This is a genomic window from Paenibacillus sp. FSL H7-0326 (assembly GCF_001955535.1).
GTDB lineage: Bacteria > Bacillota > Bacilli > Paenibacillales > Paenibacillaceae > Paenibacillus > Paenibacillus shunpengii.
This window is the reverse complement of sequence record NZ_MPVN01000003.1, coordinates 619,340-646,052: the sequence shown is the minus strand read 5'-3', so window position 1 is coordinate 646,052 and position 26,713 is coordinate 619,340. Positions and strand designations below refer to the sequence as shown.

The window sequence follows — 26,713 nt, the reverse complement described above, 5'->3', positions numbered from 1 at the left end:
TTATTCACGAACCTCGTAAATAATTCCATATGTAGGGTATTCGCGAAACTTTTGAACTATCCTGCCCATTCGTAATGAAAACAAGGAGCAGCTGCCGAGGCAAACTACTCCTTGTTTGATTGAACTAATGTTTCCCGTTAGTTCAATGACAGCCTCTTTAATACTCAATTCAAAATTTTATGGGATTGACACATGGAGAACATCCCTATTTATCAGCGATAAATCAGTTGACCTTCACGCTAATGTGAAGCTTTATACTGTCCTTAGTAAGTCGGCAACAAACATTAGGAAACGAGGAGGAGCAAGATCATGAAGGGATATGAAGGAAAGAAAGCTGTTATAACGGGCGGTACTCACGGTATGGGAATGGCTGTTGCTAAATCATTGCTGGCGGGGGGAGCCGAAGTCATATTGACAGGACGCAATCTAAAAAATGTAGAAGACGCGAGACGGGTACTCGGAGAACAGGCATATGTCATTCAGTCCGATGTGTCGCTATTGGAGGATATTAATACATTAGGTGCTTACGTCGCGGAACGGTTCGGTAAGATTGACTTCGTTCACATCAATGCAGGTATCGCAACGCTCGAGCCTTTCACGGAAGTGACCGAAAGCTCTTACGACAAGACATTTGACGTTAATACGAAGGGAGCATTCTTTACGGTTCAACGTCTAGCTCCGTTCATTCGAGAAGGCGGATCGATCATATTAACGTCATCCGTCGCAGATGAGGGCGGGACCTCGGGAATGAGCGTTTACGGCGCTTCAAAAGCAGCGCTGAGATCGCTTGCCTCAGGTTTTGCTGCTGAACTGTTGCCGCGGGGCATACGCGTCAATGTGGTTAGTCCCGGTTTCATTAATACGCCGACGATGGGTGTGGCAGGCTTCTCGGAGTCAGAACGGGCTGCCTTTGAGAAGCTTGGCGACCAGATTACACCAATGAAACGCCATGGCTCGCCAGAGGAGGTGGCCAAGGCGGTGTTGTTTCTCGCCTTCGAGGCCACCTATACAACAGGAGCCAAATTGACAGTAGATGGCGGCCTAGGTCAACGTCTTTCCGTGGAATAGGAGAATGGTAGCGCAGAAGAGTGGCGTGTCCATGCCTATAATCTTAGACTCGCTAGACAGAAGCCCGCAGGTTCTCCGTTTTGCTGGCAAGCGTAAGCGCAACCTGCCGTTCTAGGAGCCGCTTCAATTGCAGCATGGAATCGATCTGGCCTTTCACCTTGCGTAATTTTTCTTCGTAGATTTCATGCATTTCTTCACAGTATTCGTAATCATCCGGCGACGCGACCTCACACTGGAACAGGCTCCTTATTTCATCTGCCGTAAAGCCAAGCTTCAAGTAGAGCTGAATTGACCGGATCCGTTCGACGGCAGATTCGTTGAAATCACGGTAATCGTTCTCAAGTCTTTCGGCAGTGAGCAACCCTTTTTCTTCATAATGTCGTATTGCGCGCGTGCTGACATTTGTCAGTCGGGATAATTCGCTTATTTTCATAAATCACGCCTCCTTGCAACTAGTATTAATCCCATTATATGCCAATGTTTCAAGGAATTAAAGTTAAGGAGGAAAACCATAAAAGAATACTCGTCTAATAAAAACTCAGCCAAGGAAACCGATTTTATCCATATTACCGTCATAGGGCTCGGGAATATGGGCCAAGCTTTGGCGGCTGCTTATCTAGCGGCAGGCCACCCTGTGACTGTCTGGAATCCATCTACGGAATAAGCCGAGCGTCTAGTAGGCAACGGGGCAGTTCGAGCTGAAACAGCAGCAGAGGCCGTTAAAGTAGGGCAGTGTAATTGTGGTCTGTTTGTCGACATATGAAGTTGTTAAAAGCACACTGATGCCGCTCGATGCGGAGCTCGCCGGCACGTCATCATCAACTTGACCACCGGGACTCGAGATGCAGCGCGTCGCATGGAGGAATGGATTCTGAGCAAGAAAATCGATTATTTGGATGGGGCAATCATGGGCGGTTCCCCCGTTGATCGGTAGTCCAGACGCACTTATCCTCTACGGCGGCAGAAAGGAACTCTTTGATGCGTATCAGCCGATCCTTCAAGTTATGGAGGGAAGCACAACCTATTTTAGCGAAGATACGGGTGTGGAACTCTTGTATGATCTAGCAATGCTTACGATGTTGTACGGCGCTTGGTACAGCTATTTTCATGCCCATGCGTTGCTGCGTACGGCCAATGCTTCTGCGGAGAACTTCTTGCCTTATGCAAGCTATTGGCTGCATGCATTGACAAGTAAGGACTCCGCCCGCATCTTGGATGAAGGGTTATATATGACGGAGTTGTCCAACATGGCGGTCAATAAGCTAAGACTGGATATCATCGTCAAGAGCAGCCGGAAGTTGGATGTGACAGCCGACTGGTTGCTCCCCATTTAGACTGTCGCCGATCAAATGGTAGCCAAAGGATATGGCAATGACGGTTTCGAGCACGTCTTCGAGACAATGATTAACCGCCCTGTACCAACACTTTTTTTAACACTCCCACCATACTTTCAGATTTTGAGGTGTAAATAGCGCAATTATCAGCTTCAGAGTCAAAAGACTTTGGTACCTGGTATATTCAACTTCAAATAGCCAGCCAGACGCATACCGGCCTTCCTCCGGCTCTAGGCGCGACCAGGCGAATTCGGCCACGCGAATCAGGAGGACTCCCGTATCGCGCATTAGCCTTGCATCCTGCTCCCACATCGACCGCTCCCAGTGCTCCGGATAATAGTCAACAACCATTCTCATTTCATATCCACACCTATATCCCAATACTGTCACATTAAATTATCGCTTTCATTGTGAACCAAGATTATCAAGGCATGGAATTGCACGAAATAGACACTAGTGTGCACAAAAAAATGACGCACCCATCGTGCGTCATTTACGTTTTTATTCATAGTTATTTATGGACTGTTGATAGAAAACACGTTCTCTCCATTGCGTGGGGGTCATATTAAAGTGTTTTTTAAACAACTTTGAAAATTCCATCTGATTGTCATATCCGACACTATTGGCAACTTCTTTTATGGTCATGCTGCTCTTTTTGAGAGATTGCGAAGCCATCTCCATTTTAAGAGAAATAATAAATTGCTGCGTGCTTATGCCGCAAATGCTTTTGAAGATGCGTGCCAGGTGACTGCGGTCTATGTTTAAAAAATCGGCAATTTCGGAAACGGCTATCCGTTTGTGCACATTGCTTCTTATATAGTTTTTGGCATAAGAGACATAGGTTTCTGCCGTATTCTCATCTTTCGTCAATAATTTGCCCTTCGTAAGCGTCCTGATAAACGGCCAAAAATGGCTCATGATCGTTTCAAAGTCGGTCCAGCCTAAATCGATTATATTCTTCAGCGCGTTTCCGACGCCGTTATCATCATTTATGACGTGGTTCTCGTGCGAGAAGCCTGTCACGGACATCATCTTCTCCGAGAAGCTGCCGTCAAACTCTATCCAGCGATACAGCCACGGATCATGGTCATCCGCCTTATAATAGGCCGTTTGTTTCGGATAGATCAGGAAAAACTGTCCCGCGTGCACTTGATAAACTTTTTTATTAATATGCAGCTCGCCATGCCCGCTGTAAATGTAATGGATGAGATAGAAGTTACGCGCCGCGGGCCCGAAGGAATATCCGTTATCGCACTGCTGTTCCCCATATTGCATGGGATAAATATCAGATGAGATTAAAGGACTTTTCGCATAGTAGAGTTTCATTGTATTCAGCTCCCGGAACTACTATATCACATTTCCCCATAATCACTCGATAAAAACACATTTATCTACTTCACTATTTATCCTATCATAACAATAAAAATGCAACTTGCGAGGAGGATTTCTTATGGAGAAAGTATCAGCTAAAGTTACATCAAGGACAGCGCCGGACAAGATCATGGATCCCGACTACATGTTTCCGGCTTTCTCGAACGGCAAGGTGCTTCTGAATAAAAAGCAGGGCCGCCTCCCTGCTATGGGCTGGAACAGCTGGAATGCCTTCGGCAGCAAGAACAGCGAGACACTTACAAAGTTGATGGCGGACGCGATCGTCGATTTGGGGCTTGCGGAGCTGGGATACAAGTATGTCGTGCTCGATGACGGCTGCTATAAGTCCGAACGCGTCAACGGGTTGCTTTCAAACGAAACGATTAAATTTCCAAGCGGCTTTAAGGCGCTATCCGATTACATCCACGGCAAGGGACTTAAATTCGGTATGTACAATGATATAGGAACACATCTTTGCGCAGGCTCCGCGGTAGGCACCTGCGGCTTTGAGGATGTCGACACGAGGTCTTATATAGAATGGGGGGTTGACTTTATCAAAGTGGATAATTGCTACTACCTCTGGGACAACGCCACGTTCTCGGACTCCACAAACGCCAAATATTCCTACGCCCCGAATATCAGAAGCATTACGGTTACGGGCGAAGAACTGAATATCACTTTAAATGCTGTTAATGACGGTGTGCTTCTAGGCCAAGGTGCATCAAAAAATAGCGGCGACTACGTGACCCATATCGGCACCTTCGACGGAACAAACGTGGGGACAACACCTGTAGGCGACCGCTGGGGAGAGCTGGCGTTTACCGTAAACGTGCCAGAAGGCGGAAACTACGCCATAACCGTTAATTACGCAAGCGGCGAGGAGAATGGCACGGGACGCTGGCTTCAGCTTGCGGTTGGAAGCGCAGAGAATGAAACCCGATATTTCGATGATTTGCTTCCTCTTACCGAAAGTACGGCTGCCTTTGCAGATTCGGAAGAAATAACGGTTTCCCTAAATGAAGGAGAGAACATCATACGTCTTATGAATCATAGAAGGCAAGAAAATACGCTTAATTCCTATGCGGTTTTGCTGGAAGGCTTGAACAAGGCTGACCCTAACCATGATATTGTATTCTCCATTTGCGAATGGGGAAAAACGCAGCCGCAAAACTGGGGATATAAGGTTGGTGACTCCTGGCGTATTCTTAACGACATAACCTTCAGCGTCGGCTCCGATGGAAATCCTGGCTCCGCCGAATGGAGTTCGAACCATACCGCAAGCATAACTTCGCAATATAGCAAGGCGGTTATTATGGATGAGTTTGCCGGGCTTGATAAGGGGTGGAACGATCCCGATATGCTTGTCATTGGTATGAACGGGATTACAACGACCATGAGCAAAACGCATATGACGATGTGGTGCATGATGAATTCTCCGATTATGCTTGGAATGGATTTAAGACGGATTGCTAAGGGCGACGAGCTATGGAGGATTATTGCGAACAAAGAGGTCATCGCCTTGAACCAGGATTCCCTCGGTGTCCAAGCCAAAAGAATTTACTGCTCTATCGATCATGCCAATCCCGATACGGCCTATATTGCGAATAACAACCGGGTCGATATTCTGGCAAAGCCTCTTGCGAACGGAGATATGGCCATATCCTTTATCAATCTCAGCGACTCGAAAGATACGAAGGAGCACTCCGTTGATGTAAGCCGCATTATCGATTATCTTGGACATAAAATGGTTGATATTGAAACATTCAAACATGCAGCAAGCTATTGCCTAAAGGATTTATGGACAGGCGAGGTGACAACGAGCATTTCAAAGACCTTCTCTGTTACAGGCATTGACGCCTATGACAATGTTACCCTAAGAGTTACTCCTGTATTATAAGCTGATGATTGAGGATCTTATTACTACCGAACAGTTTGTGACCATGGTCATTAGAAGCATAAAAGGCCATATAGAGCCAACGCGCGGCAGTTGGTCGTCAGGCTATATGGATTACGCGTTGTATAAGGGAATAATTGAGGACTATGATCTAACCAACATAAGCAAACCCATTGAGCGCCGTTCCGCTGCAAGAATCGTTCATGAGGCCCTTCTGACCGAATTCGGAGAAAGAGACGAGCAGGATTGGTCGGCGGCAGAATATCTTAGGGACTTGTATTCCTGCCGTACCTGCGTCATGCACATCGCGCAGATATATGTAAAAGGTATAATGCACGGACGTGACCCATACCTGTTCGATGCAGCGGGCAGCTTAACTCGTGTGGAAGCAGAAGTAATTGTAGCAAGAATGCTTGATAGGGAGCAGCGTATTCCTCGGACTGAGGGCAGAGTATTTCAAAGTAAGCATCTGACCCCTGATGAAGCATGTGAGCTGATGGTGAGTGACCCTACGGCAATGCTAGTCGATGTGCGTACGAATGAGGAGTATCGAACAGGGCATATCCGAGGAAGCATTTGTATACCGTTACAGGATATCTTCAATAACCCGTTCTCGGTGTGCGTGCGAAAGGATACTCCATTAATCCTTTACTGTCAAAAGGGGTATAAAAGTTCTATAGCTTCGCAAGCCCTTATAGATGCGGGTTATAGCAGAGTTTATACGATTCCAGGAATAGCGCAGTATTCGTACCCTTTGTAATAGGAGACCGGCTGCTTCCGCTGTCCTCATAATAGCCCCCGTCTTTGATGTCAAAGATGGGGGTTATTTGATCCTTGCTTGTTATCTCAGCCTCTTCGTTTCGCCTGTCGCAATACGGACGGATTCGCCGTCTGCGCTAACCCAAACCTCTTGGGCATTCGGATTATGCACCATGCTCCGATCAACCGAGATTGGATGCCCCTAATTCATATTTACTCGCCAGAGTCAAGAACAAACGCTTTTCATTTGGTGTCATGCCTCTGTTCAACATCGAACGTTCTGCCAGAATATCCTTGGAGTATTTATGGATATCGCGTCTAGTTTTCTTCAGTTCAAGCGCTTCCCTCTCCGCATTAGCCTCCTCCCTTTGTTCTTCTAGACGCTTGAATTCTTTTCGTTGGCGTCTATTCTCTTCTATTTCAATCAGATATTGCTCATATGACCTCGACCAAAACACTAAAGTAGCGGCTGTTTTGAGTGTTCGCATTTCGGGCCAACTTTGCCCGAAGTGAAGGTATTACTTTATCCGTGTTTCAACGAATGTGTCGGTTTTATTGTGTATTTCAGAAAGCTGGGAATGATAGATATAGTGTGATCCTTCAAGGATGGCTAATTCTGCGTTCTGGCCGAGCCGTTTCAAATGCTCTGTATGGTATTCCTCTCCTGTTTTGGAGGCGCCTATTATTAAAACAGGAATGTTTTCTGGAAAATCCATATCCATTACTTGAAGAATATTATCATTTAGACGCTTCATCTGATCTATGAGATTATCATTATTTACATGGTTCATAAATTTGGTGTAATCATTAATTTCTTGTTCGGTATATCCATTGGATTCCTTCATGGAAAGCACGGATGATACGATAAGAGGATTAACATATCTACTTAGCCCAATAGCCTCCTGTATCTTACTTATCCCATACACAAAACCTGGTGTATCGGCTCCCTTCGTAGCCGATGATGTAGGATCGAGCATAATAATTCCGGATATTTCATCAGGGTATGTTGATGCGTAGTGTTCAGTGTAAATGCCAGATCCGGAATGTGGCATTAGTAAATACGGAGGGGAAAAACAAGCTTCGGATAAAGCCGTTCTTATTTCTTGTGTAACATTTTCATTCGTCCTCGGCACTTCTGTTTCATCGCTAAAACCAACACCAAAATACTCCACACAGACAACGGTATAATTTTTTGACAACTCTCGCATCAACGGCCCGAAATCAGCAGAAGGCAACGGATTTCCAAAACCCGGTAGTAGCACAATGGTTTTTTCTCCTTCACCCATTGAATAGATGTGCATGTTTTGACCGTCTACTTCAACCATTTCTCCATATGGTGTGATTTTTTCTAACTCATTGGAAAAAAACACCTGATTGATAATTAGGCTAATAAGGTTTATTGATACCATAATGCATAGGATAACAGCAAGAATAGTCAACATTTTTTTCTTCCACCTTTTATTTCTTGAGTGCTTACGCATTTCTATTTCTCACTTTCTCCGGGGGGGGCAGATATAATTGAAATATCTCTTGGTCTTCTTCCTTCTGACATTTCGTGCGAGTGTTTTATGAGTAAGCCTTGTAGTTCCAAAAGGAATTGGTCAAACTCCCGATCGTCCATCATTAAGATAGTATTATTGAAAAATATCTTGTTGTTTCCCGGCTTAAAGTTCTCTCGATTGAAATACTTATCAAATTTTGTATAGATGTTCATAAGGAACGTAAACAGCTTTTTTGGGACGTCCTCCATAGTATTTTGCTTGCTCAATTCATCCGTATTGAGCGAAAGAGTCCTCTCAACACTTCCACGTACTTTTCTTTCCTCAACAACTGTCAGCACATGGGCATCTATTAGGATGTTGATATGCCGATATAGAGTAGTGCGTGGAACATCACTTATTAATTCGCATAACTCGGTAGCTGTCTTTTTTTCTTGCGAAGCAAGTATCTGTACAATTCTCATTCGCGTAGGATTTATCATTACATTATATATATCCTTTGACATGTTACACCTCCATTGTTTCCAAATATAATATTAATACCAACAATGGGATTATTCAAGCCGTTTCATTCTTTATGTTCTTCATGTTTAACTATACATGGTCATTTCAAACGTTGCAGCTCATCAATGATAAGGTCATAAGCATATTTAGAAAGCTTTATATTTCAATAAGCATTAAACCATCTAGATATGAATCTAATTTAGCAGAGTCAAGCCAAGGTACTTCATTTTTCCTAACATTATAAAAGCGTAAAACCACCTCTTCAGCGTCATATGAGAGTATTAGCATAAACTTCCTAAGTCCGTTGAATTCTTTGTAGAGAACTGCAGTCCAAACTTCAAGAATCTTTATTCCTATGTTTAAGATTAAATCTGGATGTACACCCTCATCAAAAATATCATTTAAGTGAATATGATTATAATCGGCTTCAAATGCAGTTCTATCAGATACAAACTGATTAGACGAAAAATGCGTCGGTAATTCACTCTCTTTTTGCTGACTTAAGAGAACACAATTATCCCATTCTAAAAAACTTGGGAAAATAATATTCTCTAACCTATTAAATTCTACGGTGAAATTATTCACATTTTCAGTCTTTATAGTATTAATGTATTGTTTCATCTTGGCATTAGTTTTAATTCTTCTCCACCTCATTTTTTAGTATAAGGACTTTCACCGAGATATTGAGTAAGACCCACATTCATTTCTTGACGAAATTTGAATCTTCAAGCATCTTATTAACACTTTTCGGAGCAAGTTTACCATTTGAATCAACGAACGCTCTTTATTGCGGGTCAAACAAATACTTCTTATTATTTGCGTCTTGATAATGAATCTGTCCCGGACGTTGGCCAGGGTTAGGGTTTTCAACATCAATCCTTGCCTTACTACCATTTACTTCCGATCCAGATCATTGAGACACACTGACGCTCGAGCGATGACGACGGAAAATCGTCCCGTATCAGGGGCAATTTAAGGGGCTGTAGTTTCCTTCTTTTAACAACAAAAGAGCAGCCAATGATGGCTGCTCCAATCTTATAACCAATTCCAATATTTATTTCCTTGGCATACTATAAAGCGATCTAACCATGTTTGAAAGTCGCAATTCAAACTTCTCATATATTCTATAGGCGAATAACAATCATTAACATACATGTAGGTTGGTCTGCCCTCAGACACTTCTTTAAGATTAATGAAGATATAATCCTGTAGAATATAAGCGACATTTAATAGTTCAGGTTTCTCATAGGTTGAGTCAATAATTTCTTTCTGTGTTAACACTTCATTTAAGCCATATATATCATGTTCAGAGCCATCTTGAGGATGCTCAAAAAGACGACAACCATCAGTAGTTCTGAGGAAATCTTCATAATCAAGCGGTAGTTGATAATTTAAGTTAACTAAAAGCTTGGAAGCGATTATATCATTACTTACAGGGATATTGAACTTAAAAGTGTACTTCTCTTCAATACCATCAATATTATAGATGCTTGCACTATAATTGTTATTTCTGGTTCGAGTAATCAAACCTCTAAGCCCCTGGTTGAGAGTATTGTTTGTGCTCATTAAGTCAACACCCTTTACATATTTAATAGATTTAGTAAGCCACAAACCATGGGGTAACTACCGAAGTATGATGAGTATTTAAAATTGGTATTAAATTTGAATAGTCATTGGTACCACCCAAGTTTCTAGGTCTCATACGATGGACATGATTCAAGCTCCAATCATAATTATTTGGATATGTCTTATTAAACCAAGTCTGTGTAGAAACCTGTTACGCTTGCATCAAAGGAATGAGTGACTGTAGCACCAACTTTAATTCAAAGTATCCCGGACAAAGTATTAAGTAACAGATGAGACTATGTTCGTAGTAGTTGATCGTGTCATTGATCTACCGAGACTCAGCTTAAAATCTAATTTGTTTGGTTTTGAACCAGTAATCGACATGATGGTAGCTTTGAAATTAGCTTTTCTCGCATCTTTTGCTCCCGCGTCAACTCTCGTGGAAACAGTGATCCCGTTTAAAGAAGAAGGGGTTCGGTACAGTACTCACTCCTGGGATATTGTGATGTATTTATTTCATTGATCGTTGCATCATTTCACTTCTTGCCTTTGAATACTCAGCTTGTACATCTTTTGTAGAAGTATTAAGGATTTTAATCTTTTCATCATTGTTCACTTTTAGAATTTTCAACACACTGGTATTCCAAGCTCACGTAATCGACTCCAAATGGCTTTTTTGTTCCGACGAACCTCGGTGAACAAACTCATCCACGCTTCAAGGTAATGCGTCCGGAGATACTCTGTAATCTGTTCCTTTTGATGGCTTTCTGCAGTCTCCATCGCTGTCTTCTTTTGCTTAAAGTTTTCATAATCCTCTCTCCTCACCCATCGAGTTGAAGTCTCGATCATTCCCAATGAATGATAATCATAAGAATATCTAACATAAGTCTTCGAAACGACTTCAATAGGAATATGTTGTTGTCCCCCGACATCACTTCCCCTTTTCATTTCAATTAGCCCGATTCCTTAAAACACAATCCAATGAATTGCACAGGAACATAGTTAGATACTCATTTAATCGGGAATCGGCTGTTGTAACCAATGAGACCTAAGCCGGGCCCCGCACAAATGACAGCAATGGTTTCAAAAGTAATCCACCTCTCTTCTAACAGCTCTATGGAGTGATGTTTAATCCTTATTTGGAACGACGCGGCATAAAGACATGTGGGCCATGTAACATCACGGTATGCAATAGAGGACTCCAGGCATTGGTCGTTCTCTTTGATTGTTTTCCTTTGGCCAGCCGCTTCATTTGCTGTTCGTAATAACTATTGCCGATTGCAGTACCAAACTTCTTATCCAACGTTTTAAATCCAGTAGTCAGCCTTTGCGTCTTCACTGTTTCATATCGACCTTGAAATATACGATTGGGAATGTCTGGCACCATAGCTAACGGACGCGCGATTCCAATCATTGACGTTCTTTCATTTTTTAAAGCTTCTTCCATAATCTCTAAGGATCTAAAACCTCCAGTTACTACAATTGGTACGTCGACTAAAGATTTTAATTTCTGCGCATATTCAAGAAAAAAAACATCATCACTACCTTTTCCAGTTCCTGAGGACATTTTTGGGTTCTCATAACTTCCACCTGATATTTCTATTAAGTCTATGCCGATCTCAGCCATCTTTTTTACTACTTCAATAGAGTCCTCTTCACTAAATCCACCCTCCTTGAAATCGGAGGAATTTAATTTAAGTCCTATTGGGAAATTATTACTTAGGGCTTTACGCATGCCTTGGTATATATCCACCAAGAATCGCATCCGATTTTCTAGAGTACCTCCGTACTGGTCTGTTCTGTGGTTCTCAGCAGGAGACAAGAATTGGTTTACTAAATATCCGTGGGCTCCGTGTATTTGAACCCCAGTGAAACCAGCTTTTTTAGCAATTCTTGCTGTATTAACAAAACGTTGAATCAAACCTTTAACTTCTTCTGTAGTCAGTGTTCTGGGTGGATAAAATGCACTACCATAACTGCCTCCTACGGGTATAGCGCTAGGTGCTACGGGATGCTTGGAAATTGATTTTGGGGATTGCTTCCCTGGATGATTAATCTGCATCCACAAATGTGTATTATTAGCTGTTCCCGCCTTCGCCCATTGCTTTAACATATCCATGTCACGTTCATCTTCAACTACAACATTACCAGGTTCACCAAGAGCTGTCCGGTCTACCATCACGTTTCCAGTCAGAACGATTCCTGCACCGCCTTTTGCCCACTGACTGTATAAGTTAACATGCATTATGTTGGGGCTGTTATCGCGCTTAGCCATGGTTTCGCTCATCGCTGATTTAAAGAAGCGATTTTTAATTATTTTGCCATTGGGCAGGACAAGTTTTTCTGATACGAATAAATTACTCATTTATTTTTTTATTTAATCTCCTTCTATAACCTGTTGTTAGTTGAGTAGTGCAAATGCAAAATATTAGACACTTATAAATCTATGTTTAGTACGATAAACTACAATCCAATCTCCATCAAGAATCAAAACCTGTGATTCGTCTAGGTTTAGACATAAATTGAAATGTGTCAAAGGAGGCATATCTGTTATGAAGTATGACCTTACTAAAAAGGTGACTAAAGGTGCACAACGCACGTTAGATGCATTTACCTCTACAACGCTTGAACTTCTCACTGAGAAACCTTTTCATGAAATAACGGTGAATGAATTATGCGAACGAAGTAATTATCCTCGAGCAACATTCTATAATTATTTTGATGACAAGTTTGATTTGCTGAGTTACATTTGGCTCTGTCTGTATAACATGATACAACTTGATGATTATGGTAACTTGGATTCAGAAGAACGTTTGTATATCCTATTTGACCGCGCTTTTGATTTGGCTTCAGCCAATCAGAACATATTAAAAAGCATACTGCGACACCACAGCGAGAGAGATTTCTTATACCATCATTTTAAGATGCATTTGAACGCTAAAATTCGTGATTTCTTTGTTATGGAGAGCTGCAGATATCAATACGATATTCCCTATGAAATTGTAGTTGATCACTACTGCAATACAGCACTTCTTATATTGGAATGGTATTTTTTTAAGCAAAAGGGGGGCACCAAAGTCCAAGCACTTCAATATTTAAAATTCCTTCTAGGGTCGATTAAAACAGAAGCTTAGACGTTTGCGTCTCTTTCTTTAAGCTAAATACTTATCTTTTCCGTGACATTTTTATTATGTATTTTGATACTATAATGCCTTGCGCCTGCAATCCGAACTGAGTCCAGCTTTTTAGGATTGGCTCCACCTCGCGGCTTCGCTTCCCGTTGTACTGGCCATTGTAACGTTTTATCAATTTTTAATAAAAGGATTTTTCTTATCAGATAAACATTGTTTCAATGAGTTATTCTAAGGAAACTCTCCAAAAGATTCTGCAGCTATAATGCATCAAGTGAATCCTGCCCGTTAGCTTAATGAAATAATGCCGTAAAACTCCAGTTAGATGTCTATCTAATTCGACTTCGGTTGTACACTTGCTTTGGAATACGATCTTTAATCGTTCATCAAATCCTAGTGTTTAATTCGGAGAAACGTGGACTTATTAGGGCACTTATCATCTGCATTACTGCACAGAGAGACTATAAATTTAGTTATTCCAACGCGGTTTTTTCTACTTTTAATTTGGAATCCGCACGCATCGCCTTGACGTAAATCATCGTTGTGTTTAGATTGTCGTGTCCCATAATTTGTGCCAAACGGTGCAACGGTGTATTTTCTACCATCACATAACCAAACCGGTGCCTTAAATCATGGGCGCTTATTCCTTCAAGCAACGATGCTTTTACATATTTCTGAATTAAATGCCTTAAAGCGCGTTCAGTCAAGCGGTCACCGGTTTTCTCTGAAGGAAACAAATATTGACTGTCTGGAGGGAGTGACTCTAAATATTTTTCTAAAGCAAATCTACACGTATCGTTCAAAGGTACTTCACGCTGTTTATTCCGTTTTCCCGATCTAACGATAAGCTGAGCGCTATGTGTTCCGATTTGTATATCTCCGGGGGCCAAATTGCATAACTCCATTGTTCGTAGGCCGGTGTTAAGCATCACGATTAGAATAGTATGATCTCGATAAGAACCTCCGCTCTTAGCTGCAGAGAGTAATGCAGCTTCTTCTTTATCTGTCATCTGCCGTGGGCTTACCCTTTCTTCAGGAATCAATTTGATGGGCTTGGAAGGGTCATGGAGAATCCTGGACTCCGACATGGCCCATTCAAAAAAACGTTTCAGGGTTATAAGCCTTCGGTTAATGGTTGCTGGTTTCAATTTCATCACTTTTTGCGCGTAATCTCGATATCGTATGAGTGTTGAAACAGCAACTTCTTCTACTCGGAATATAACCTCTACCTCTTCCTCTGGATGGTCGGCTTTCTCAAACCAACTGATAAAATGTTTCAAGTCGCTTGCGTATTCTTTTAATGTTTTGGGATTCAAATTCCCAAGGGTGTTGAGGACATAAATAAAATCCTGAATCGTCTGCTCTCCCTGTTCTGAAATCCCCGTCGACTCTCTCATTAGCAAAGCCTCCAAATCTTGACTTACATTAGCGGACATGGTATTATTATTTTAACCTAAACATTAGCGGACATCAACTTGTATGCATTGATAACACCTAATGACCGCTAATATATATTAGCAGTCAAAACAAATGGTTATGGTTAAATTTATTTTAGGAGGAATTCTATGCAAACAGGTACAGTTAAATGGTTTAATGCTGATAAAGGCTTTGGCTTTATCGAAATCGAAGACGGAAATGATGTATTCGTTCATTTCAGTGCGATTGTTGGTGATGGTTTCAAATCATTAGATGAAGGTCAACGCGTTCAGTTCAATGTGGGTCAAGGCAATCGCGGACCTCAGGCTGAGAACGTTTCTAAAATAGATTGAAATTTTTCAAGCTTTCCTAATCGTGGGAGAGCTTTTTGTTTATTTTTACTAGCATCCATACATGAGTCCTTTCATTTTCATAATCTATAATCATAGAAGTGAGGTAGTGTGAATGAATAAAGAACAATTAATAGAAGAAGTGTATAAGTCTAGTGGTTTTTCAAAAAAGAACTCCGAAAAAGCTGTTACACAAGTGCTGGACTCCATATTTGAAGCCTTAAAGCAAGGAAAAGAAGTTGAACTAGTCGGCTTTGGAAAATTTAATGTACGCTATCGTAAAGCACGCACGGGAAAAAGCAGCAAAACCGGCGAAAAGGTGTCACTTCCGGCAGGTAACATTCCAGTATTCACGGCAGGAATTGCTTTAAAAGAAGCATTAAACTAAAAAGTCACCCCATGCTAAAATTAAAGATGTAAATACATCAGAAAAGTGGTTTTATATCAAGATAATTACAAGTGATTCAAATATAAATGTCCCATTTGCTACTATTGATGACATTATTAATTATTATTCGAAACAGGACTTGCAGCCAAAAGCAGCCGATCCGAGTAATTTAAGGAATGACACAAGTAAGTAAGTTACCTAATAGGATCCCGCCATAGAATACGGGTATGGTGTTGAACTATAACTTGCAGCAGATACTTTAAGAGCAACGCCCCCATGGATGATGCTCTTGCCATCGAAATTTTATTAGATCTACGGGTGCTTCAATAGCGACTGTGGGATGATAGCAGCAAACGATTGGTCGAGTTTCGGGACTAAAAGAATAAACAAGTAGCAGATCGTAAGTTTTTGCGATCTGCCTTATTTTATTTGGTCACTCTTCAAGGGGAAACTTGGTGATTATCCCTCCCAAGCTCCTAAACGGTGAATTCCACCAAAAAACTCCCCCCTCTAGCTCACGACGTCGGTAATCGCCAACTATTTATCCTTTCTAACCTGATTGCTGCAGCAATTAAGGAATTTTGGGTATGTTAAATTTTATTAATGACTTTAACACGCTTAATTGACCATACTGATATATCAATCATGTTGGCATCTTCTGTTTCTATTACTATTACATTAGGATCGGGTGTCCAATTGGGTTTACCCGTATAAAATTCCCCGCTAACTAGATGTATATTTAATAACAAGTGAAGTTCAATTGCATTTTCTAAAAGGGATATGACCACCCATTTGTCCCCCTTCTCTAGGCTTTATGTTATCCTGAAAAGTAAAGAACCTTTCCGCACTGCCTAACCACTTATGTTGGTATAATTTTCCAAAACTAGGAAATTGGAGGGTGATTTGTCATGCTTATTTTTACTATTCCACATGACTTAAGTTCATTTTGCTGGTAATCTTGACAAGCTATTAGCTGGTATAGCTTAATGAAATAGCCGTAAATTCCAGTTAGATATTTATCTAATCGGTTATAGGCCCATGTTCTTGTCCCTCGACAACTAACCTGCCCGTTACCTCAAGGAGCAGCTGCTATCCAGCCAACTGCTCCTTGCTGTTATCAATTAACATTTCTTAAGATACTGTTTGTTCTGTTTCTCTCTTTCACATAAGACTACTTAATTATTTTAACCTCTGCGTATGATGATGTAGATGACTCTAGCAAGGGCTGCGAGATAGACTTTAAGTGATAATCAAAAAACGCGGATACATATTCCCTCTGGGCATCAAGTGCTCGCTGAGGATCAACGGGGCCTATGCTTTGATGGATCACCTGCCTGGAGAGACTCAGCTTCATCGCAATCTGAGGTAACAGGTACTGATAATCAGTGAAGGTAAAATGCGCTCCGTTCGGTATACTTAAATCGAATTTCCATCCGCTTGTTCGGCTCCAGAACATACCCCGGTCCTCAGCAGTCAAATGCGAGTCCACTTTCCCCTCATCATTGATACCGGAGTTAAGCAGCATAAAGGGACGATCTAGACCATGTTGAGCCACGGGAAGTGGATGGTTAGGCATATGCCCTAAAGTTCCGTCCATATCAATTCCCGCATCGAACCGATCATCTTCATACATCGTTTGAGCTGCTGTCGCACCTCCTGCGGAGTGCCCATAGATGCCTACCTTTGACAAATCAAGCGTTTCAGGCAACCCTTGAGGCAATCCCTTCTGCTCTGCATCGATATTACTCCCGGTCCTCATCTCCTCCAATTGATCCAATGCAAATCGCACATCATCAACTCGTACATCTATCATCTTTAGCACCGTTTCAGCATTAATCTCCGGTAATGTTCCCTTTACGATCCGCCCGTCGGGAAATTCGACTACAGAAGATTCATGTGTGTGATCTATTGTGATAACAACATACCCCTGGCTAGCCAGCTCCTGAACTAGAATAGTGCCAAAACTTCGTGGTACAGTGCCTCCTGGTGAGAAGAAAATCACTGGCCATCCTCCTTTTTTAGCAACGGCAGGTGCATCCAGCCATGCATGCGTATCGATGCCCGATAAATCAATCGTCCCAGGATCCAGACCAATCGATGGGATTTCTTCTTCATCGTAATGCATAGCCGCACCCTCATGCATATATGCTGCCCGCTGTCCGCTTTCTTTTTCAGCCGGATACCAAATACTGATCATAAGTTCCCTCTGGAGTTGGTTCACCCATGGATCTATTCTTTCCGTGTCCACCAAGTGAAGCTCTGTAACGCCGATTACGTAATCCCCTTTCGGTTTAGGTAAATCAAAGTGAACATCGCTTATACCTCGATCATCAGCTTCTTTCAGTGGTTCCGGAGCCAACCAGACGAGGAACCCAACGAGTATTAGGATACCTGCTACTATACCAAGTAAAGCGAGACGGCTGGAATGTAATGCTTCCCCGATGAGGAGTTTGCTGACCGAACCTATGGTCAATATAAAATAGAACATATAAATCACCAAAAAGATGCTTATACAGATCAGTATCGGCTCCAAAAGGCTGATGCCTCCCAATCCTCCGAACAACCTTCTCATCCAGGTGAAAATGACAACATAGTGGACTATTCCAACAAGCAGCGGGAGCATAAAAACTACAGCGTTTTGCTTGATGATGGACGTTCTGATTTCCTTTTTACTCACACCAATCTTCTTGAGAATATCATAGCGGGAAATATCACCTGTAGCTTCAGTCAATTGCTTAAAATAAAGGACACTACCCAATGCAAGGAGGAACACAAGCCCAAGAAAACCAAGAATAAATACATTCAACCCCGCATTTTCAATTCCTACACGATACTCGGCATAGTACGAGGACATCTTGGATTCCGGTGTTGCTATGTCGGCAAGCGTATCGGAGGTTTTTTTCGTCGTTTTTTGTTCTTCTACCGCATATCCAATATAATTTACAGGCGTACTTTGCCGTTCTACGGATTTGTATAATTCGTCAGCTACTACGATCATGTTATCCGGATAGCTCCAGTTCACGATTCGCTCAATCGTCATATCTGTATAAGCCAAGGTTAACTGCTGAGAGGACAGCTGCAGAGAGATGGTTTCACCATCATAATCTGCCCACTCATGTTCGGTAAACATCGGGCGAATTGCAATCGCTTGATCGCTTTCCGTTACATTAACTTGGGGAATGCCTAGTGCTTCTGCAGCTTGGTTATATCCGCTCATCGATATCACTTTGATGGGCTGCTCGTTATTGGCTAGCTGTTTGTTTGATATAATTTCGTTATTGGAAGAATAACCGTTAAGTTGAACGACTGAAATCTCCACCTGCGCAGTGACAGGATGTTCGGCATCTCTTTTAATGATATCGTCCACTTGCTTATTGAAAGCTTCGTCTTGACTGACAAACATGTAGCTGAATGGAGCAGCCAAACGCGCAGAATGTTCGTAGGTGTGGTAGGTGCTCAATCCAAAACTAAATGCACATAAAGCCAATGCCGACAAGATGGAAATGATGGTGAACGTACGGGCATTGCCCCTCATCCGGTATACAAGATTTGAGGTAATAACCAAATTCATACCTTTAAAGTAATGCTGCTTACGGCTTTTCATCAATCTCAGCATAAAAATGACAAATGATGAAAACATAAGTCCAGTGCCCAAAATGATTCCAACCGTCATCATTCCTAGGTTGGTTAGTATCTGTTCAGTATTTGTGAACTCCCTTAAACCAATCGCATAACTGATTGACAAGATAAGGACCGCAGCACACGCAGAAATGATGGAAGCTCGCGATTCACTCTCACCTTCCTGTTCTGCCCTAAACAACTCGATCAACCGGAATCGGTAAATCAGTCTGTAAGCTTGCAGTGACGTAATCAGAATAATGATCATGAACACAATGACTGTACTTGCTACTGCTGGAAATGAAATTGAAATGCTAATGTCGACATTAACGCCGAGCAACCTCGCCAACATCATGGAGAACAGCTTTGATAATAGGGTTCCAACCATAACTGCTAAGACCAGCACAATCGTACCAATCAATAGGTTTTCATAAAACAGTAGTTTCCCAATCGTTTGTTTAGGTAACCCCAGTAGCGCGTAAAGCCCCACCTCCTGCTTCCGTTTCCGGGTAAAGAATTGATTCGAATACAAGATAAACACTGAAACGAACAAGATCAGGACTATGGAGGCGATAAAAAAAATAGATTTCATACTTTCCGATGATTCAATTGATCTGATGATTTCTGTACTATTCTGAAGAGAAACGAAAATATAAAAAATGACCGTACTTACAAACATGGAAAAAAAATAAACGAAGTAACTTCGGAAATTACCCTGAATATTTTTCCTTGCCAGATCAAACAGCGTCATTTGCATCCCCTCCGAGCACGTTCAGCACATCAAGTATCTTTTTAAAAAACTCTTTTCTGGTCATGTTGCCTTTGACTAGCTCTGCGAAAATACCGCCATCTTTAATAAAGAGCACTCGGGTGCAATAGCTTGCTGCGTAAGCATCATGTGTAACCATAAGAATCGTGGCAAACTCCTGCCTGTTCAGATCATTCATGGTTTCCAGCAAATCTGTTGCTGCACGTGAATCTAGGGCTCCTGTCGGTTCATCCGCCAGGATTAGTCTCGGATTGGAAACGATTGCCCGTGATGCTGCGGTACGCTGCTTTTGCCCGCCAGAGATTTGATAAGGGTATTTATCCATCAATTTTTCTATGCCAAACCGATTCCCGATTGCCTCAACTCGGTGCTCTATTTCTTTCACGTCCATCTTGGCCAGAGCAAGAGGAAGCACTATATTTTCCTTGACAGTTAGCGTATCTAATAGATGATAGTCTTGAAAAATAAATCCTAGCTTCGATCGGCGAAACTCGGATAACTGAGCTTCATTCATTTGCAGCACACTTTCCCCATCTATTACAACGTCTCCTGAGGTCGGCTCGTCAATTGTGGAAACGATATTGAGCAGTGTCGTTTTCCCGGAACCGGAAGGCCCCATAATACCTACAAATTCCCCCTCATAAACGTTCATATCAATCCCATGCAGTACAGGCATGACATTTCCTTTGACGGCGAATGACTTTTGTAATTGATTAATTCTAACGATCTCTTTCATTTCTTGCATAGCACCTCCTTTGTTAATTACTTTGTAGCATAACACCTTCACTTACAAGGAACATTGGTTCTGACTTACGTTTTCCGTAAGCAGACTTACACTTTTGTCACCTTGTATAATAGAGATGTTTCCTTTATATAACAAAGGTATAATGAGATGGACTTAACCTAATTGGAGGTAACAAGTGTGAAGATTATGGTTATAGAAGACGATGTGACGATAAGAGAAATGCTTGGAGCGACCGTTCAGAGATGGGGATTCGAAGCTGTTCTTTGTAACGATTTTGATCAGGTCCAGCAGCAATATGTGAAAGAACAACCTCATCTGGTGCTTCTAGATATCAATCTGCCAGTATATGATGGATTCTATTGGTGCAGTAGGATCAGAGAAGTCTCCAAAGTCCCAATTATCTTCCTCTCTTCCCGAAACACTCCCATGGATATGGTAATGGCGATCAATATGGGTGGAGACGACTACATCACGAAGCCATTCTATGACGAGATCCTTATTTCTAAAATCAAAGCGCTGCTGCGTAGAACATACTCTTATACAGATTCTGTCCTAAATGTAATTGAGCATAACGGTGTGATATTGAACCTGAATGACGGAAAGCTGTTATGCGGGGAACAAACAGCCGAACTTACGAAAAATGAGTTTCGAATTTTAAATCTTTTGATGCAAAACAAAGGAAGAATTGTCAGTCGAGAGAAAATGATGCGACGTCTGTGGGAAGATGAAAGTTTTGTAGATGACAATACATTAACCGTGAATATGACCCGTATCAGAAAAAAACTAATGGAGTTGGGACAGAATCAATTCATAACGACGATCAAAGGTGAGGGGTATATAATTAAATGAGTCTTTTACAATACTTAGAAGATAAGCTTTCTGTTATTATACTGGCTGTTTCAATGATGCTTTTTACCAGCTTAATGATGTTTATCAGTCCAGGTGGCAGGTATGACACTGGGGATATTCTGTACAACTTGTTAGGTTGCTTTACTTTGATAGGAGTATATCTGGTCGTCGGATTCACTCGCCGCTACGGACATTATAAAGTACTGAGTGAAATAATCAAAAATAGCGGAAACGATTTCTTTGCTGCAATCCCTAAGTCTGTAAGTCATGAACAGAGACTGTATATGTCTCTGGCCAGAAAGCTCCATAAAGCCAAATTGGAAGCAGACCAGACTTTCCATGAGGAGCGAACGGACTTTCATGACTTCATCATATCTTGGATACATGAAGTGAAGCTACCTATAACAGCATGCCATCTACTGTTAAGAAATAATACAATCAGTTCTTTAGAGGAGCTCGTGAACAAGCTGGAGGATGAAGTAAACAAAATTGATCATTATGTAGAACAAACACTCTATTATTCCCGGATCGATTCATTCTCAAGAGATTATCTGATTGCAGAGGTTTCATTGAATCAAATCATGCGGGCCAGTGTCCGGAAGTATGCTAAGATGTTCGTCGCCAAGCGAATCCGATTCACCATGTGGGAAGAAGAAACAACGGTTTACAGTGACACTAAATGGCTTGGATTCATTATAGACCAGATCGTCACCAATGCTTTGAAATATACAGAGCGTGGAGGTTCCGTTATCTGTTCTCTTGAGGAAAATACGAGAGAGAAGCGCCTATTGATCGAGGATACCGGCATTGGTATTCCTCCGGAAGAGCTGGTCAGAATTTTTGACAAAGGATATACTGGTTCTAATGGTAGAAAAAACACTAGCTCTACTGGCATGGGATTATACCTGGCCAATCAGATGGCAATCAAACTTGGCCACTCGCTAACTGTGAAATCAGAAGAGGGTCAATATACGGAACTTGCAATAATCTTCCCTAAATCGCGTAGCATCTATCACTATATTTAATTTCACACATACACTTAATTAGCGACTTTCAATGGGACTTTGTTCTTGTCCCCCGACAGTTCTTGTTGTCGGATGACAAGAACTTGATAACATAAATGACAAGAACCTGGTAACATCCCCCCGCGCATTTACTCATAAATAAAAGCACCATTCATTTTTGAATGGTGCTTTATCGCGTGCTGCTTCCTGCATTCAACTAATGTCTCTCGTTAGCGTAACAAAACTCACTAAAGCCCATAGACAACGGTGCTCGGGGCGACAATACGGTTTGAAACGAGACAAGTTATTCACCTGTGGCTAAGACGCCGAACACATGACCGAGAGGAACACAAGGTCCCACAAAATCCTTTTCATTCATCATATTCCTCAGGAAAGGGTCAATGGATAAATACAACGTTTTTACAAGTACCTCGTTGGTTGCCTGGAGTAGGAAGATCGTTTTCGACAATAGCAAAATCAGTTTCTCGGGTTTTTGGCTAATTCGCTGGCCATAATCGAATCGGAAGTCGACCTAAAAAGCTTTTTCATATCCATCATATTCTACTGTATCTGCTGTCATGAGGGCCACTTCTTCACCCAATAGTCTTTTGACAAGATGAAAAGCTAAGTGAAGCCCCGCATCTGGTCCTTGTGCAGTAATAATGCTCCCCTCATCTACGAACTTTTGATCTTGAATTACCGTGATTTCAGGAAAATACTTCCGGAAAGAGTCCAGTCCTTTTCGGTTGGTAGTTGCTTTCTTCCCATTTAACAGCCCCGCTTGAGCTAAAGCGAATGCACCCGTACAGACAGATGTCATCAATTCTACAGTTTTCATTTGATCGGTGATCCACTGGATCAACCTTGTATTAGCGATCAGTTTGCGGATTATCGGCTGGAAACCGCCTGGAATCAAAACGATATCAAATTGGGGGGCATTCTCAATGCTGTAGTCGGCCATAATGCGGAGGCCATTGCTGGCCGTAACCATTCCCCCTGTTTCTGATACCGTATGGACTAAAAATGGCTTAGGCTGCTCATCCGCTGAGCCAAAGATCATATTCTGAACATCTTGAGCACTGTATCGGGTAACTGATAGAATCTCAGACGGACCAACATAGTCAAAAGCGTCAACCTGATCAAATACGAGCATACCTACTGACCATTGTTTTTTCATAAGTATCAATCACTCCTCTTTGAATTAAAATGTTTGCACACCATAAAAAAACCGAACGTTCGTTATATAAATTACCATAAATTTTATTATCCGTCTATATACATTTTCGACTCTTTACAGAGGCATCATTTGATATATAATCAAAATAACGAACGATTGTTTTTTTTTGAGGGGGATGGCGTTGAAAAAAGGAGAAAAGACCAAGGATTTTATCATCCGACAAGCTGCCGTTTTATTCAATCAGAAAGGGTACTTTGGCTCCTCTATCTCGGATTTGACCCGTGTCACAGGTATGCAAAAGGGCGGAATCTATAATCATTTCGAGAATAAGGATCAGCTTGCCCTAGAAGCGTTTGAACATGCTGCAACGGTATTGAGAGCATCTTTCGTGGATGCGATGGCGAACAAAAAGACGGCTTTTGAAAAGCTGTCTGCCGTTATTTCAGTCTATCAGGATGCTTATGATAATCCCCCGCTTGCAGGCGGCTGTCCCGTTCTAAACACAGCCATCGAGAGTGATGACACTCATCCTGCATTAAAGGAAAAGGCGCAAATAGCGATGGGTAGTTTTTTGGAATTAATCCGTTCTCTTCTTCGGTTGGGGATCGAACAAGGGGAGTTTAAAGAAGAGATAGAGGTAGAAGAATTTTCCATCTATATAACCTCAGTAATTGAGGGCGGAGTCATGTTGAGTAGACTGTACGAAGACAATTCACATATCCGTTCTAACATTAATCGGTTGCTGAGTGAGATTGATAAATATCGAACGAGAAATTGAATTCTCTCGCCGCAGGATGGCCGCCGAATCGCATCTGCGGCCTTTTCCTTTTGATCATTAAATTCCAGTTAGATATTTATCTAATCGGTAATCGGCTCATGTTCTTGTCCTTGACTCGGGACACGAACTTGTACCGATAACATAAAAAAGCCGCTAAAATAGCGACTTCAATGGGAGACATACGTTGAGTTCGCACTTTCCTGCCCTTAGTGCGTTGCCAGAGAAACTCGACTACCTTCAATGATATCTGCTGCTGACAGTCGTGTTGCATCGTAAATTGTTGCCCCTGTATTTTTTAAAAATTCTTGAACAACATGATAGCCCACAGCATAACCAGCAGCAAAAGACAGCCCGACTGGTTGATAACCCTTTTCCTTAGCGATATCATCACCGAACATGTAACTGCTAACTTCTGCAAATCCTTTCACATCTAAAGCTTGACGAATGACCTCAATTGAATAGTGTAAATCTTCCTCATCAAAAGAGGATACCCACGGTCCCATCATGTTCTCACCGTAAATCGCACTTGCAAAGGATTCAGCCAGTCCTTCAATAATGATGTAGTCACCTACTGTTATATTTCCGTTATCCCAATCAAAATATGAAAAACGAATATTGTGATGAAACTCATGCGCCAGAATAGCTGGAATTCTAGGGATGTTATAATCGTTTGGATATATCATTAGCTGAATATATCCAGGTATGCCCCCAAAACCTGAGTATCCCTTTGTGTATGCTAGTTTTTGAGGATCAGCTAAATATGCGCCGAAGTGCAGCGATGGAGCATTTACAGATAGGCCGGCTTGTCCCATTTGATCTATACAATGTAAAAGCGTTTGCTCAGCTACATTATTTATACTAATTTTTTTGAGTTCCCTTGTACCTGTTTGTCCGATCTCTGTTTCCTTAACATCTAAATATCCAAGCATTTTTGTAGCCATAATAACATCATATCCACCTGATTGTTTTGCCTTCATAGGAACATTGATTGTGTTCCACATCCTCTCAAATGGGCCCATCATAGTATGCCTGAAATAACTCTCACGTTTTTCTTCAGGCATAGTAAATAAGTTTTCATACTGATTCATTGTGTCTTCAATAAATAGTTCCACTATTTTTCACCTCCTAACACATATAATAAGGGATCACGCTACGTTAGGTTCAAGCAAGAAATTTCAGGTCACGTATATTGAGGAGCACTTGACAGAGGACTTTGATCTTAACAATGTTGCGGAGCTCACAGGCTGTAGTGCGCACCAGTTCGGGCGGGTTTTTGCTTAGTCGTTGGTATTCCATTAACGGAATATATTCGAAACCCTCGTCTATCACTAGCCGTGTTAGATCTTCAGAGTGGAAAGGTCAAAGGCATCGAGATTGGCTAATGTATGGATATGATTCACCTGAGTCATTTGCCCGTTCTTTTCGCATAAGGCATGGCCTCTCTCCTCGTGAAGCTGCCACCAGTTGCGCAAGATTAACTATGTATCCCCGTCTCTCCTTTCAAATCTCAATTCAAGAAGCGATGAATATGAAGTATCGAATTGATGTATCCCCCGTTAGATATTTAACTAATCGGCAATAGGAACTTGTACCAATAAAATAAAAAAGCCGCTAAAATAGCGACTTCAATAGAAATATGTTCTTGTCCCCCGACACATAAGCTAAACCAAAATTCCAAACTTAATGTAACCACTCAATGATTCTTCAGTTCCTCTGTAAATATTAGCTTAAGGCTACGTTATTAATATAGTATCCTTGTGTTTCCCACGAGAACTCTTTTTGTATATACATATCCTTTATCTTTTGCACTGGCTCACCAAACTTACATCTTAATGATGACAGCAGTTCATTGTAACTCTTACCATCATATATATATCCTGAGTAACCATATGAATCTGATAAGTATATAGGGTTTCCCTAGAATTTTGAGAATTCTCTTCAATCTCGTCTTATTTCTACTTGAATGTCAGGATTTCTTAAAAATTCTACCCATTCTTTCATTTCTTTGAATCTCACAAAGATATGGACTTATAAGAATAACAATATCATTTAATCCAATTAATCCTACAAAACCATATTCTTTATAATGTACCTCTGGCTCATCACAATAAATTGAGACTCAATCTAGAGCTGAATGGCTCAATGTATACTCGTTCCAGTCTTTTAACATTTTATCCTTAAAAGAATTTACATGATCAAAACTTATCATATTATTTTTGAATATAGCAGTGAAGTTTGCTCCCATATTTATTTCCCCTTATTTACCAGCGGGCAAGCAGCGAGCTGAGCCCGGCTCATGCGCCGGACTATCCGCATCCGCCCTGGCACGCGCAAGCGGCCAACGCTTATATGTCCTCCAATCCGTCTGTCACGCGCGATGTCTCCGCAGGATGCTACGATGCAGGCGATTTCGGCAAATATGTCAATGACGGCGCTACGGATATCTGCTGTGGGCCTACGAGACGTTTCCCGATTCCTTCTCGGATAACCAGA

Annotated in this window: 25 protein-coding genes; 11 read left to right on the top strand and 14 right to left on the bottom strand. The window is 41.7% G+C overall.

Annotation, left to right across the window (positions count from 1 at the left end; all coding sequences use genetic code 11):
• Positions 1-309: 309 nt before the first annotated feature.
• Positions 310-1,068 carry an SDR family oxidoreductase gene (locus BK126_RS18910; protein ID WP_076314075.1) on the top strand — a complete coding sequence of 253 codons (759 nt, stop codon included), beginning with the start codon at positions 310-312 and terminating at the stop codon, positions 1,066-1,068.
• Positions 1,069-1,120: 52 nt separating this feature from the next.
• Here the strand turns inward: BK126_RS18910 and BK126_RS18905 are convergent, their stop codons facing one another.
• Positions 1,121-1,501 (bottom strand): MerR family transcriptional regulator, encoded by a 381-nt coding sequence (locus BK126_RS18905; protein ID WP_076314074.1) that lies wholly within the window; start codon positions 1,499-1,501, stop codon positions 1,121-1,123.
• Positions 1,502-1,657: 156 nt separating this feature from the next.
• Here BK126_RS18905 and BK126_RS29935 point away from each other — a divergent pair, with 156 nt between their 5' ends.
• Together BK126_RS29935 and BK126_RS29930 are read left to right on the top strand one after the other, a co-directional pair.
• Entirely contained in the window at positions 1,658-1,732 is a 75-nt protein-coding gene (locus BK126_RS29935; protein WP_256702933.1) for a hypothetical protein, read from the top strand.
• Between the two features lie 259 nt (positions 1,733-1,991).
• Positions 1,992-2,402 carry an imine reductase family protein gene (locus tag BK126_RS29930; protein ID WP_256702926.1) on the top strand — a complete coding sequence of 137 codons (411 nt, stop codon included), beginning with the start codon at positions 1,992-1,994 and terminating at the stop codon, positions 2,400-2,402.
• Positions 2,403-2,498: 96 nt separating this feature from the next.
• Here the strand turns inward: BK126_RS29930 and BK126_RS18895 are convergent, their stop codons facing one another.
• Complete coding sequence (locus BK126_RS18895) at positions 2,499-2,753, bottom strand: beta-galactosidase (protein ID WP_256702932.1); 255 nt, start codon at positions 2,751-2,753, stop codon at positions 2,499-2,501.
• A gap of 150 nt (positions 2,754-2,903) precedes the next feature.
• Positions 2,904-3,728 carry an AraC family transcriptional regulator gene (locus BK126_RS18890; protein ID WP_076314072.1) on the bottom strand — a complete coding sequence of 275 codons (825 nt, stop codon included), beginning with the start codon at positions 3,726-3,728 and terminating at the stop codon, positions 2,904-2,906.
• 124 nt (positions 3,729-3,852) lie between these two features.
• Between BK126_RS18890 and BK126_RS18885 the strand changes: the two genes are divergently transcribed.
• Positions 3,853-5,670, top strand: a complete 1,818-nt coding sequence (locus BK126_RS18885; protein ID WP_076314071.1) for an alpha-galactosidase — start codon at positions 3,853-3,855, stop codon at positions 5,668-5,670.
• Between the two features lie 43 nt (positions 5,671-5,713).
• Entirely contained in the window at positions 5,714-6,427 is a 714-nt protein-coding gene (locus BK126_RS18880; RefSeq protein ID WP_179085569.1) for a rhodanese-like domain-containing protein, read from the top strand.
• A 181-nt stretch (positions 6,428-6,608) separates the two neighbouring features.
• On the opposite strand, the gene BK126_RS18875 is transcribed toward BK126_RS18880, so the two are convergent.
• From BK126_RS18875 to BK126_RS18845, 6 genes are all read right to left on the bottom strand, one after another.
• On the bottom strand, positions 6,609-6,914 hold the full coding sequence (locus tag BK126_RS18875; RefSeq protein ID WP_076314069.1) for a hypothetical protein: 306 nt from the start codon (positions 6,912-6,914) through the stop codon (positions 6,609-6,611).
• 30 nt (positions 6,915-6,944) lie between these two features.
• On the bottom strand, positions 6,945-7,868 hold the full coding sequence (locus BK126_RS18870) for an alpha/beta hydrolase (protein WP_083655966.1): 924 nt from the start codon (positions 7,866-7,868) through the stop codon (positions 6,945-6,947).
• 41 nt (positions 7,869-7,909) lie between these two features.
• Positions 7,910-8,431, bottom strand: coding sequence for a helix-turn-helix domain-containing protein (locus tag BK126_RS18865; protein ID WP_076314068.1), 522 nt, complete (start codon positions 8,429-8,431; stop codon positions 7,910-7,912).
• Positions 8,432-8,585: 154 nt separating this feature from the next.
• Positions 8,586-9,050, bottom strand: a complete 465-nt coding sequence (locus BK126_RS18860; protein WP_256702925.1) for a hypothetical protein — start codon at positions 9,048-9,050, stop codon at positions 8,586-8,588.
• Between the two features lie 414 nt (positions 9,051-9,464).
• Positions 9,465-9,995 carry an SMI1/KNR4 family protein gene (locus BK126_RS18855; protein WP_076314066.1) on the bottom strand — a complete coding sequence of 177 codons (531 nt, stop codon included), beginning with the start codon at positions 9,993-9,995 and terminating at the stop codon, positions 9,465-9,467.
• 1,135 nt (positions 9,996-11,130) lie between these two features.
• Positions 11,131-12,360: an NADH:flavin oxidoreductase/NADH oxidase family protein gene (locus BK126_RS18845; RefSeq protein WP_076314064.1), complete on the bottom strand. Its 1,230-nt coding sequence runs from the start codon at positions 12,358-12,360 to the stop codon at positions 11,131-11,133.
• A 187-nt stretch (positions 12,361-12,547) separates the two neighbouring features.
• Between BK126_RS18845 and BK126_RS18840 the strand changes: the two genes are divergently transcribed.
• Positions 12,548-13,129, top strand: a complete 582-nt coding sequence (locus tag BK126_RS18840; RefSeq protein ID WP_076314063.1) for a TetR/AcrR family transcriptional regulator — start codon at positions 12,548-12,550, stop codon at positions 13,127-13,129.
• A gap of 470 nt (positions 13,130-13,599) precedes the next feature.
• Here BK126_RS18840 and BK126_RS18835 read toward each other — a convergent pair whose 3' ends face one another.
• Positions 13,600-14,523, bottom strand: coding sequence for a tyrosine-type recombinase/integrase (locus tag BK126_RS18835; RefSeq protein ID WP_076314062.1), 924 nt, complete (start codon positions 14,521-14,523; stop codon positions 13,600-13,602).
• A gap of 168 nt (positions 14,524-14,691) precedes the next feature.
• On the opposite strand from BK126_RS18835, the gene BK126_RS18830 reads away from it, so the two are divergent.
• A complete protein-coding gene (locus tag BK126_RS18830; protein ID WP_076314061.1) occupies positions 14,692-14,895 on the top strand; it encodes a cold-shock protein in 204 nt (67 codons plus the stop codon).
• Between the two features lie 112 nt (positions 14,896-15,007).
• Positions 15,008-15,280, top strand: coding sequence for an HU family DNA-binding protein (locus tag BK126_RS18825; protein ID WP_076314060.1), 273 nt, complete (start codon positions 15,008-15,010; stop codon positions 15,278-15,280).
• Positions 15,281-16,451: 1,171 nt separating this feature from the next.
• On the opposite strand, the gene BK126_RS18815 is transcribed toward BK126_RS18825, so the two are convergent.
• Both BK126_RS18815 and BK126_RS18810 read right to left on the bottom strand, forming a co-directional pair.
• Complete coding sequence (locus BK126_RS18815; protein ID WP_076314058.1) at positions 16,452-19,649, bottom strand: alpha/beta hydrolase; 3,198 nt, start codon at positions 19,647-19,649, stop codon at positions 16,452-16,454.
• Complete coding sequence (locus tag BK126_RS18810) at positions 19,636-20,403, bottom strand: ABC transporter ATP-binding protein (RefSeq protein ID WP_076314126.1); 768 nt, start codon at positions 20,401-20,403, stop codon at positions 19,636-19,638. Before BK126_RS18810 ends, BK126_RS18815 begins: the two co-directional genes overlap by 14 nt.
• 186 nt (positions 20,404-20,589) lie before the next feature.
• On the opposite strand from BK126_RS18810, the gene BK126_RS18805 reads away from it, so the two are divergent.
• Both BK126_RS18805 and BK126_RS18800 read left to right on the top strand, forming a co-directional pair.
• Entirely contained in the window at positions 20,590-21,261 is a 672-nt protein-coding gene (locus BK126_RS18805; RefSeq protein WP_076314057.1) for a response regulator transcription factor, read from the top strand.
• Positions 21,258-22,286, top strand: a complete 1,029-nt coding sequence (locus BK126_RS18800; protein WP_076314056.1) for a sensor histidine kinase — start codon at positions 21,258-21,260, stop codon at positions 22,284-22,286. The genes BK126_RS18805 and BK126_RS18800 overlap by 4 nt, the downstream gene beginning before the upstream one ends.
• Before the next feature lie 511 nt (positions 22,287-22,797).
• On the opposite strand, the gene BK126_RS18795 is transcribed toward BK126_RS18800, so the two are convergent.
• On the bottom strand, positions 22,798-23,442 hold the full coding sequence (locus BK126_RS18795; RefSeq protein ID WP_076314055.1) for a DJ-1/PfpI family protein: 645 nt from the start codon (positions 23,440-23,442) through the stop codon (positions 22,798-22,800).
• A gap of 181 nt (positions 23,443-23,623) precedes the next feature.
• Here BK126_RS18795 and BK126_RS18790 point away from each other — a divergent pair, with 181 nt between their 5' ends.
• Complete coding sequence (locus BK126_RS18790) at positions 23,624-24,220, top strand: TetR/AcrR family transcriptional regulator (RefSeq protein ID WP_076314054.1); 597 nt, start codon at positions 23,624-23,626, stop codon at positions 24,218-24,220.
• A 206-nt stretch (positions 24,221-24,426) separates the two neighbouring features.
• Here the strand turns inward: BK126_RS18790 and BK126_RS18785 are convergent, their stop codons facing one another.
• Positions 24,427-25,332, bottom strand: a complete 906-nt coding sequence (locus BK126_RS18785; protein WP_179085568.1) for a DUF2268 domain-containing putative Zn-dependent protease — start codon at positions 25,330-25,332, stop codon at positions 24,427-24,429.
• Positions 25,333-26,713 lie beyond the last annotated feature (1,381 nt).

Excerpts from the sequence above, each read along its gene's own strand:
- BK126_RS18910 (WP_076314075.1), top strand. The coding sequence starts at position 310 with ATGAAGGGATATGAAGGAAAGAAAGCTGTTATAACGGGCGGTACTCAC.
- BK126_RS18905 (WP_076314074.1), bottom strand. The coding sequence starts at position 1,501 with ATGAAAATAAGCGAATTATCCCGACTGACAAATGTCAGCACGCGCGCA.
- BK126_RS18895 (WP_256702932.1), bottom strand. The coding sequence starts at position 2,753 with ATGGTTGTTGACTATTATCCGGAGCACTGGGAGCGGTCGATGTGGGAG.
- BK126_RS18890 (WP_076314072.1), bottom strand. The coding sequence starts at position 3,728 with ATGAAACTCTACTATGCGAAAAGTCCTTTAATCTCATCTGATATTTAT.
- BK126_RS18885 (WP_076314071.1), top strand. The coding sequence starts at position 3,853 with ATGGAGAAAGTATCAGCTAAAGTTACATCAAGGACAGCGCCGGACAAG.
- BK126_RS18880 (WP_179085569.1), top strand. The coding sequence starts at position 5,714 with ATGGTCATTAGAAGCATAAAAGGCCATATAGAGCCAACGCGCGGCAGT.
- BK126_RS18875 (WP_076314069.1), bottom strand. The coding sequence starts at position 6,914 with ATGCGAACACTCAAAACAGCCGCTACTTTAGTGTTTTGGTCGAGGTCA.
- BK126_RS18870 (WP_083655966.1), bottom strand. The coding sequence starts at position 7,868 with ATGTTGACTATTCTTGCTGTTATCCTATGCATTATGGTATCAATAAAC.
- BK126_RS18865 (WP_076314068.1), bottom strand. The coding sequence starts at position 8,431 with ATGTCAAAGGATATATATAATGTAATGATAAATCCTACGCGAATGAGA.
- BK126_RS18860 (WP_256702925.1), bottom strand. The coding sequence starts at position 9,050 with ATGAAACAATACATTAATACTATAAAGACTGAAAATGTGAATAATTTC.
- BK126_RS18855 (WP_076314066.1), bottom strand. The coding sequence starts at position 9,995 with ATGAGCACAAACAATACTCTCAACCAGGGGCTTAGAGGTTTGATTACT.
- BK126_RS18845 (WP_076314064.1), bottom strand. The coding sequence starts at position 12,360 with ATGAGTAATTTATTCGTATCAGAAAAACTTGTCCTGCCCAATGGCAAA.
- BK126_RS18840 (WP_076314063.1), top strand. The coding sequence starts at position 12,548 with ATGAAGTATGACCTTACTAAAAAGGTGACTAAAGGTGCACAACGCACG.
- BK126_RS18835 (WP_076314062.1), bottom strand. The coding sequence starts at position 14,523 with ATGAGAGAGTCGACGGGGATTTCAGAACAGGGAGAGCAGACGATTCAG.
- BK126_RS18830 (WP_076314061.1), top strand. The coding sequence starts at position 14,692 with ATGCAAACAGGTACAGTTAAATGGTTTAATGCTGATAAAGGCTTTGGC.
- BK126_RS18825 (WP_076314060.1), top strand. The coding sequence starts at position 15,008 with ATGAATAAAGAACAATTAATAGAAGAAGTGTATAAGTCTAGTGGTTTT.
- BK126_RS18815 (WP_076314058.1), bottom strand. The coding sequence starts at position 19,649 with ATGACGCTGTTTGATCTGGCAAGGAAAAATATTCAGGGTAATTTCCGA.
- BK126_RS18810 (WP_076314126.1), bottom strand. The coding sequence starts at position 20,403 with ATGAAAGAGATCGTTAGAATTAATCAATTACAAAAGTCATTCGCCGTC.
- BK126_RS18800 (WP_076314056.1), top strand. The coding sequence starts at position 21,258 with ATGAGTCTTTTACAATACTTAGAAGATAAGCTTTCTGTTATTATACTG.
- BK126_RS18795 (WP_076314055.1), bottom strand. The coding sequence starts at position 23,442 with ATGAAAAAACAATGGTCAGTAGGTATGCTCGTATTTGATCAGGTTGAC.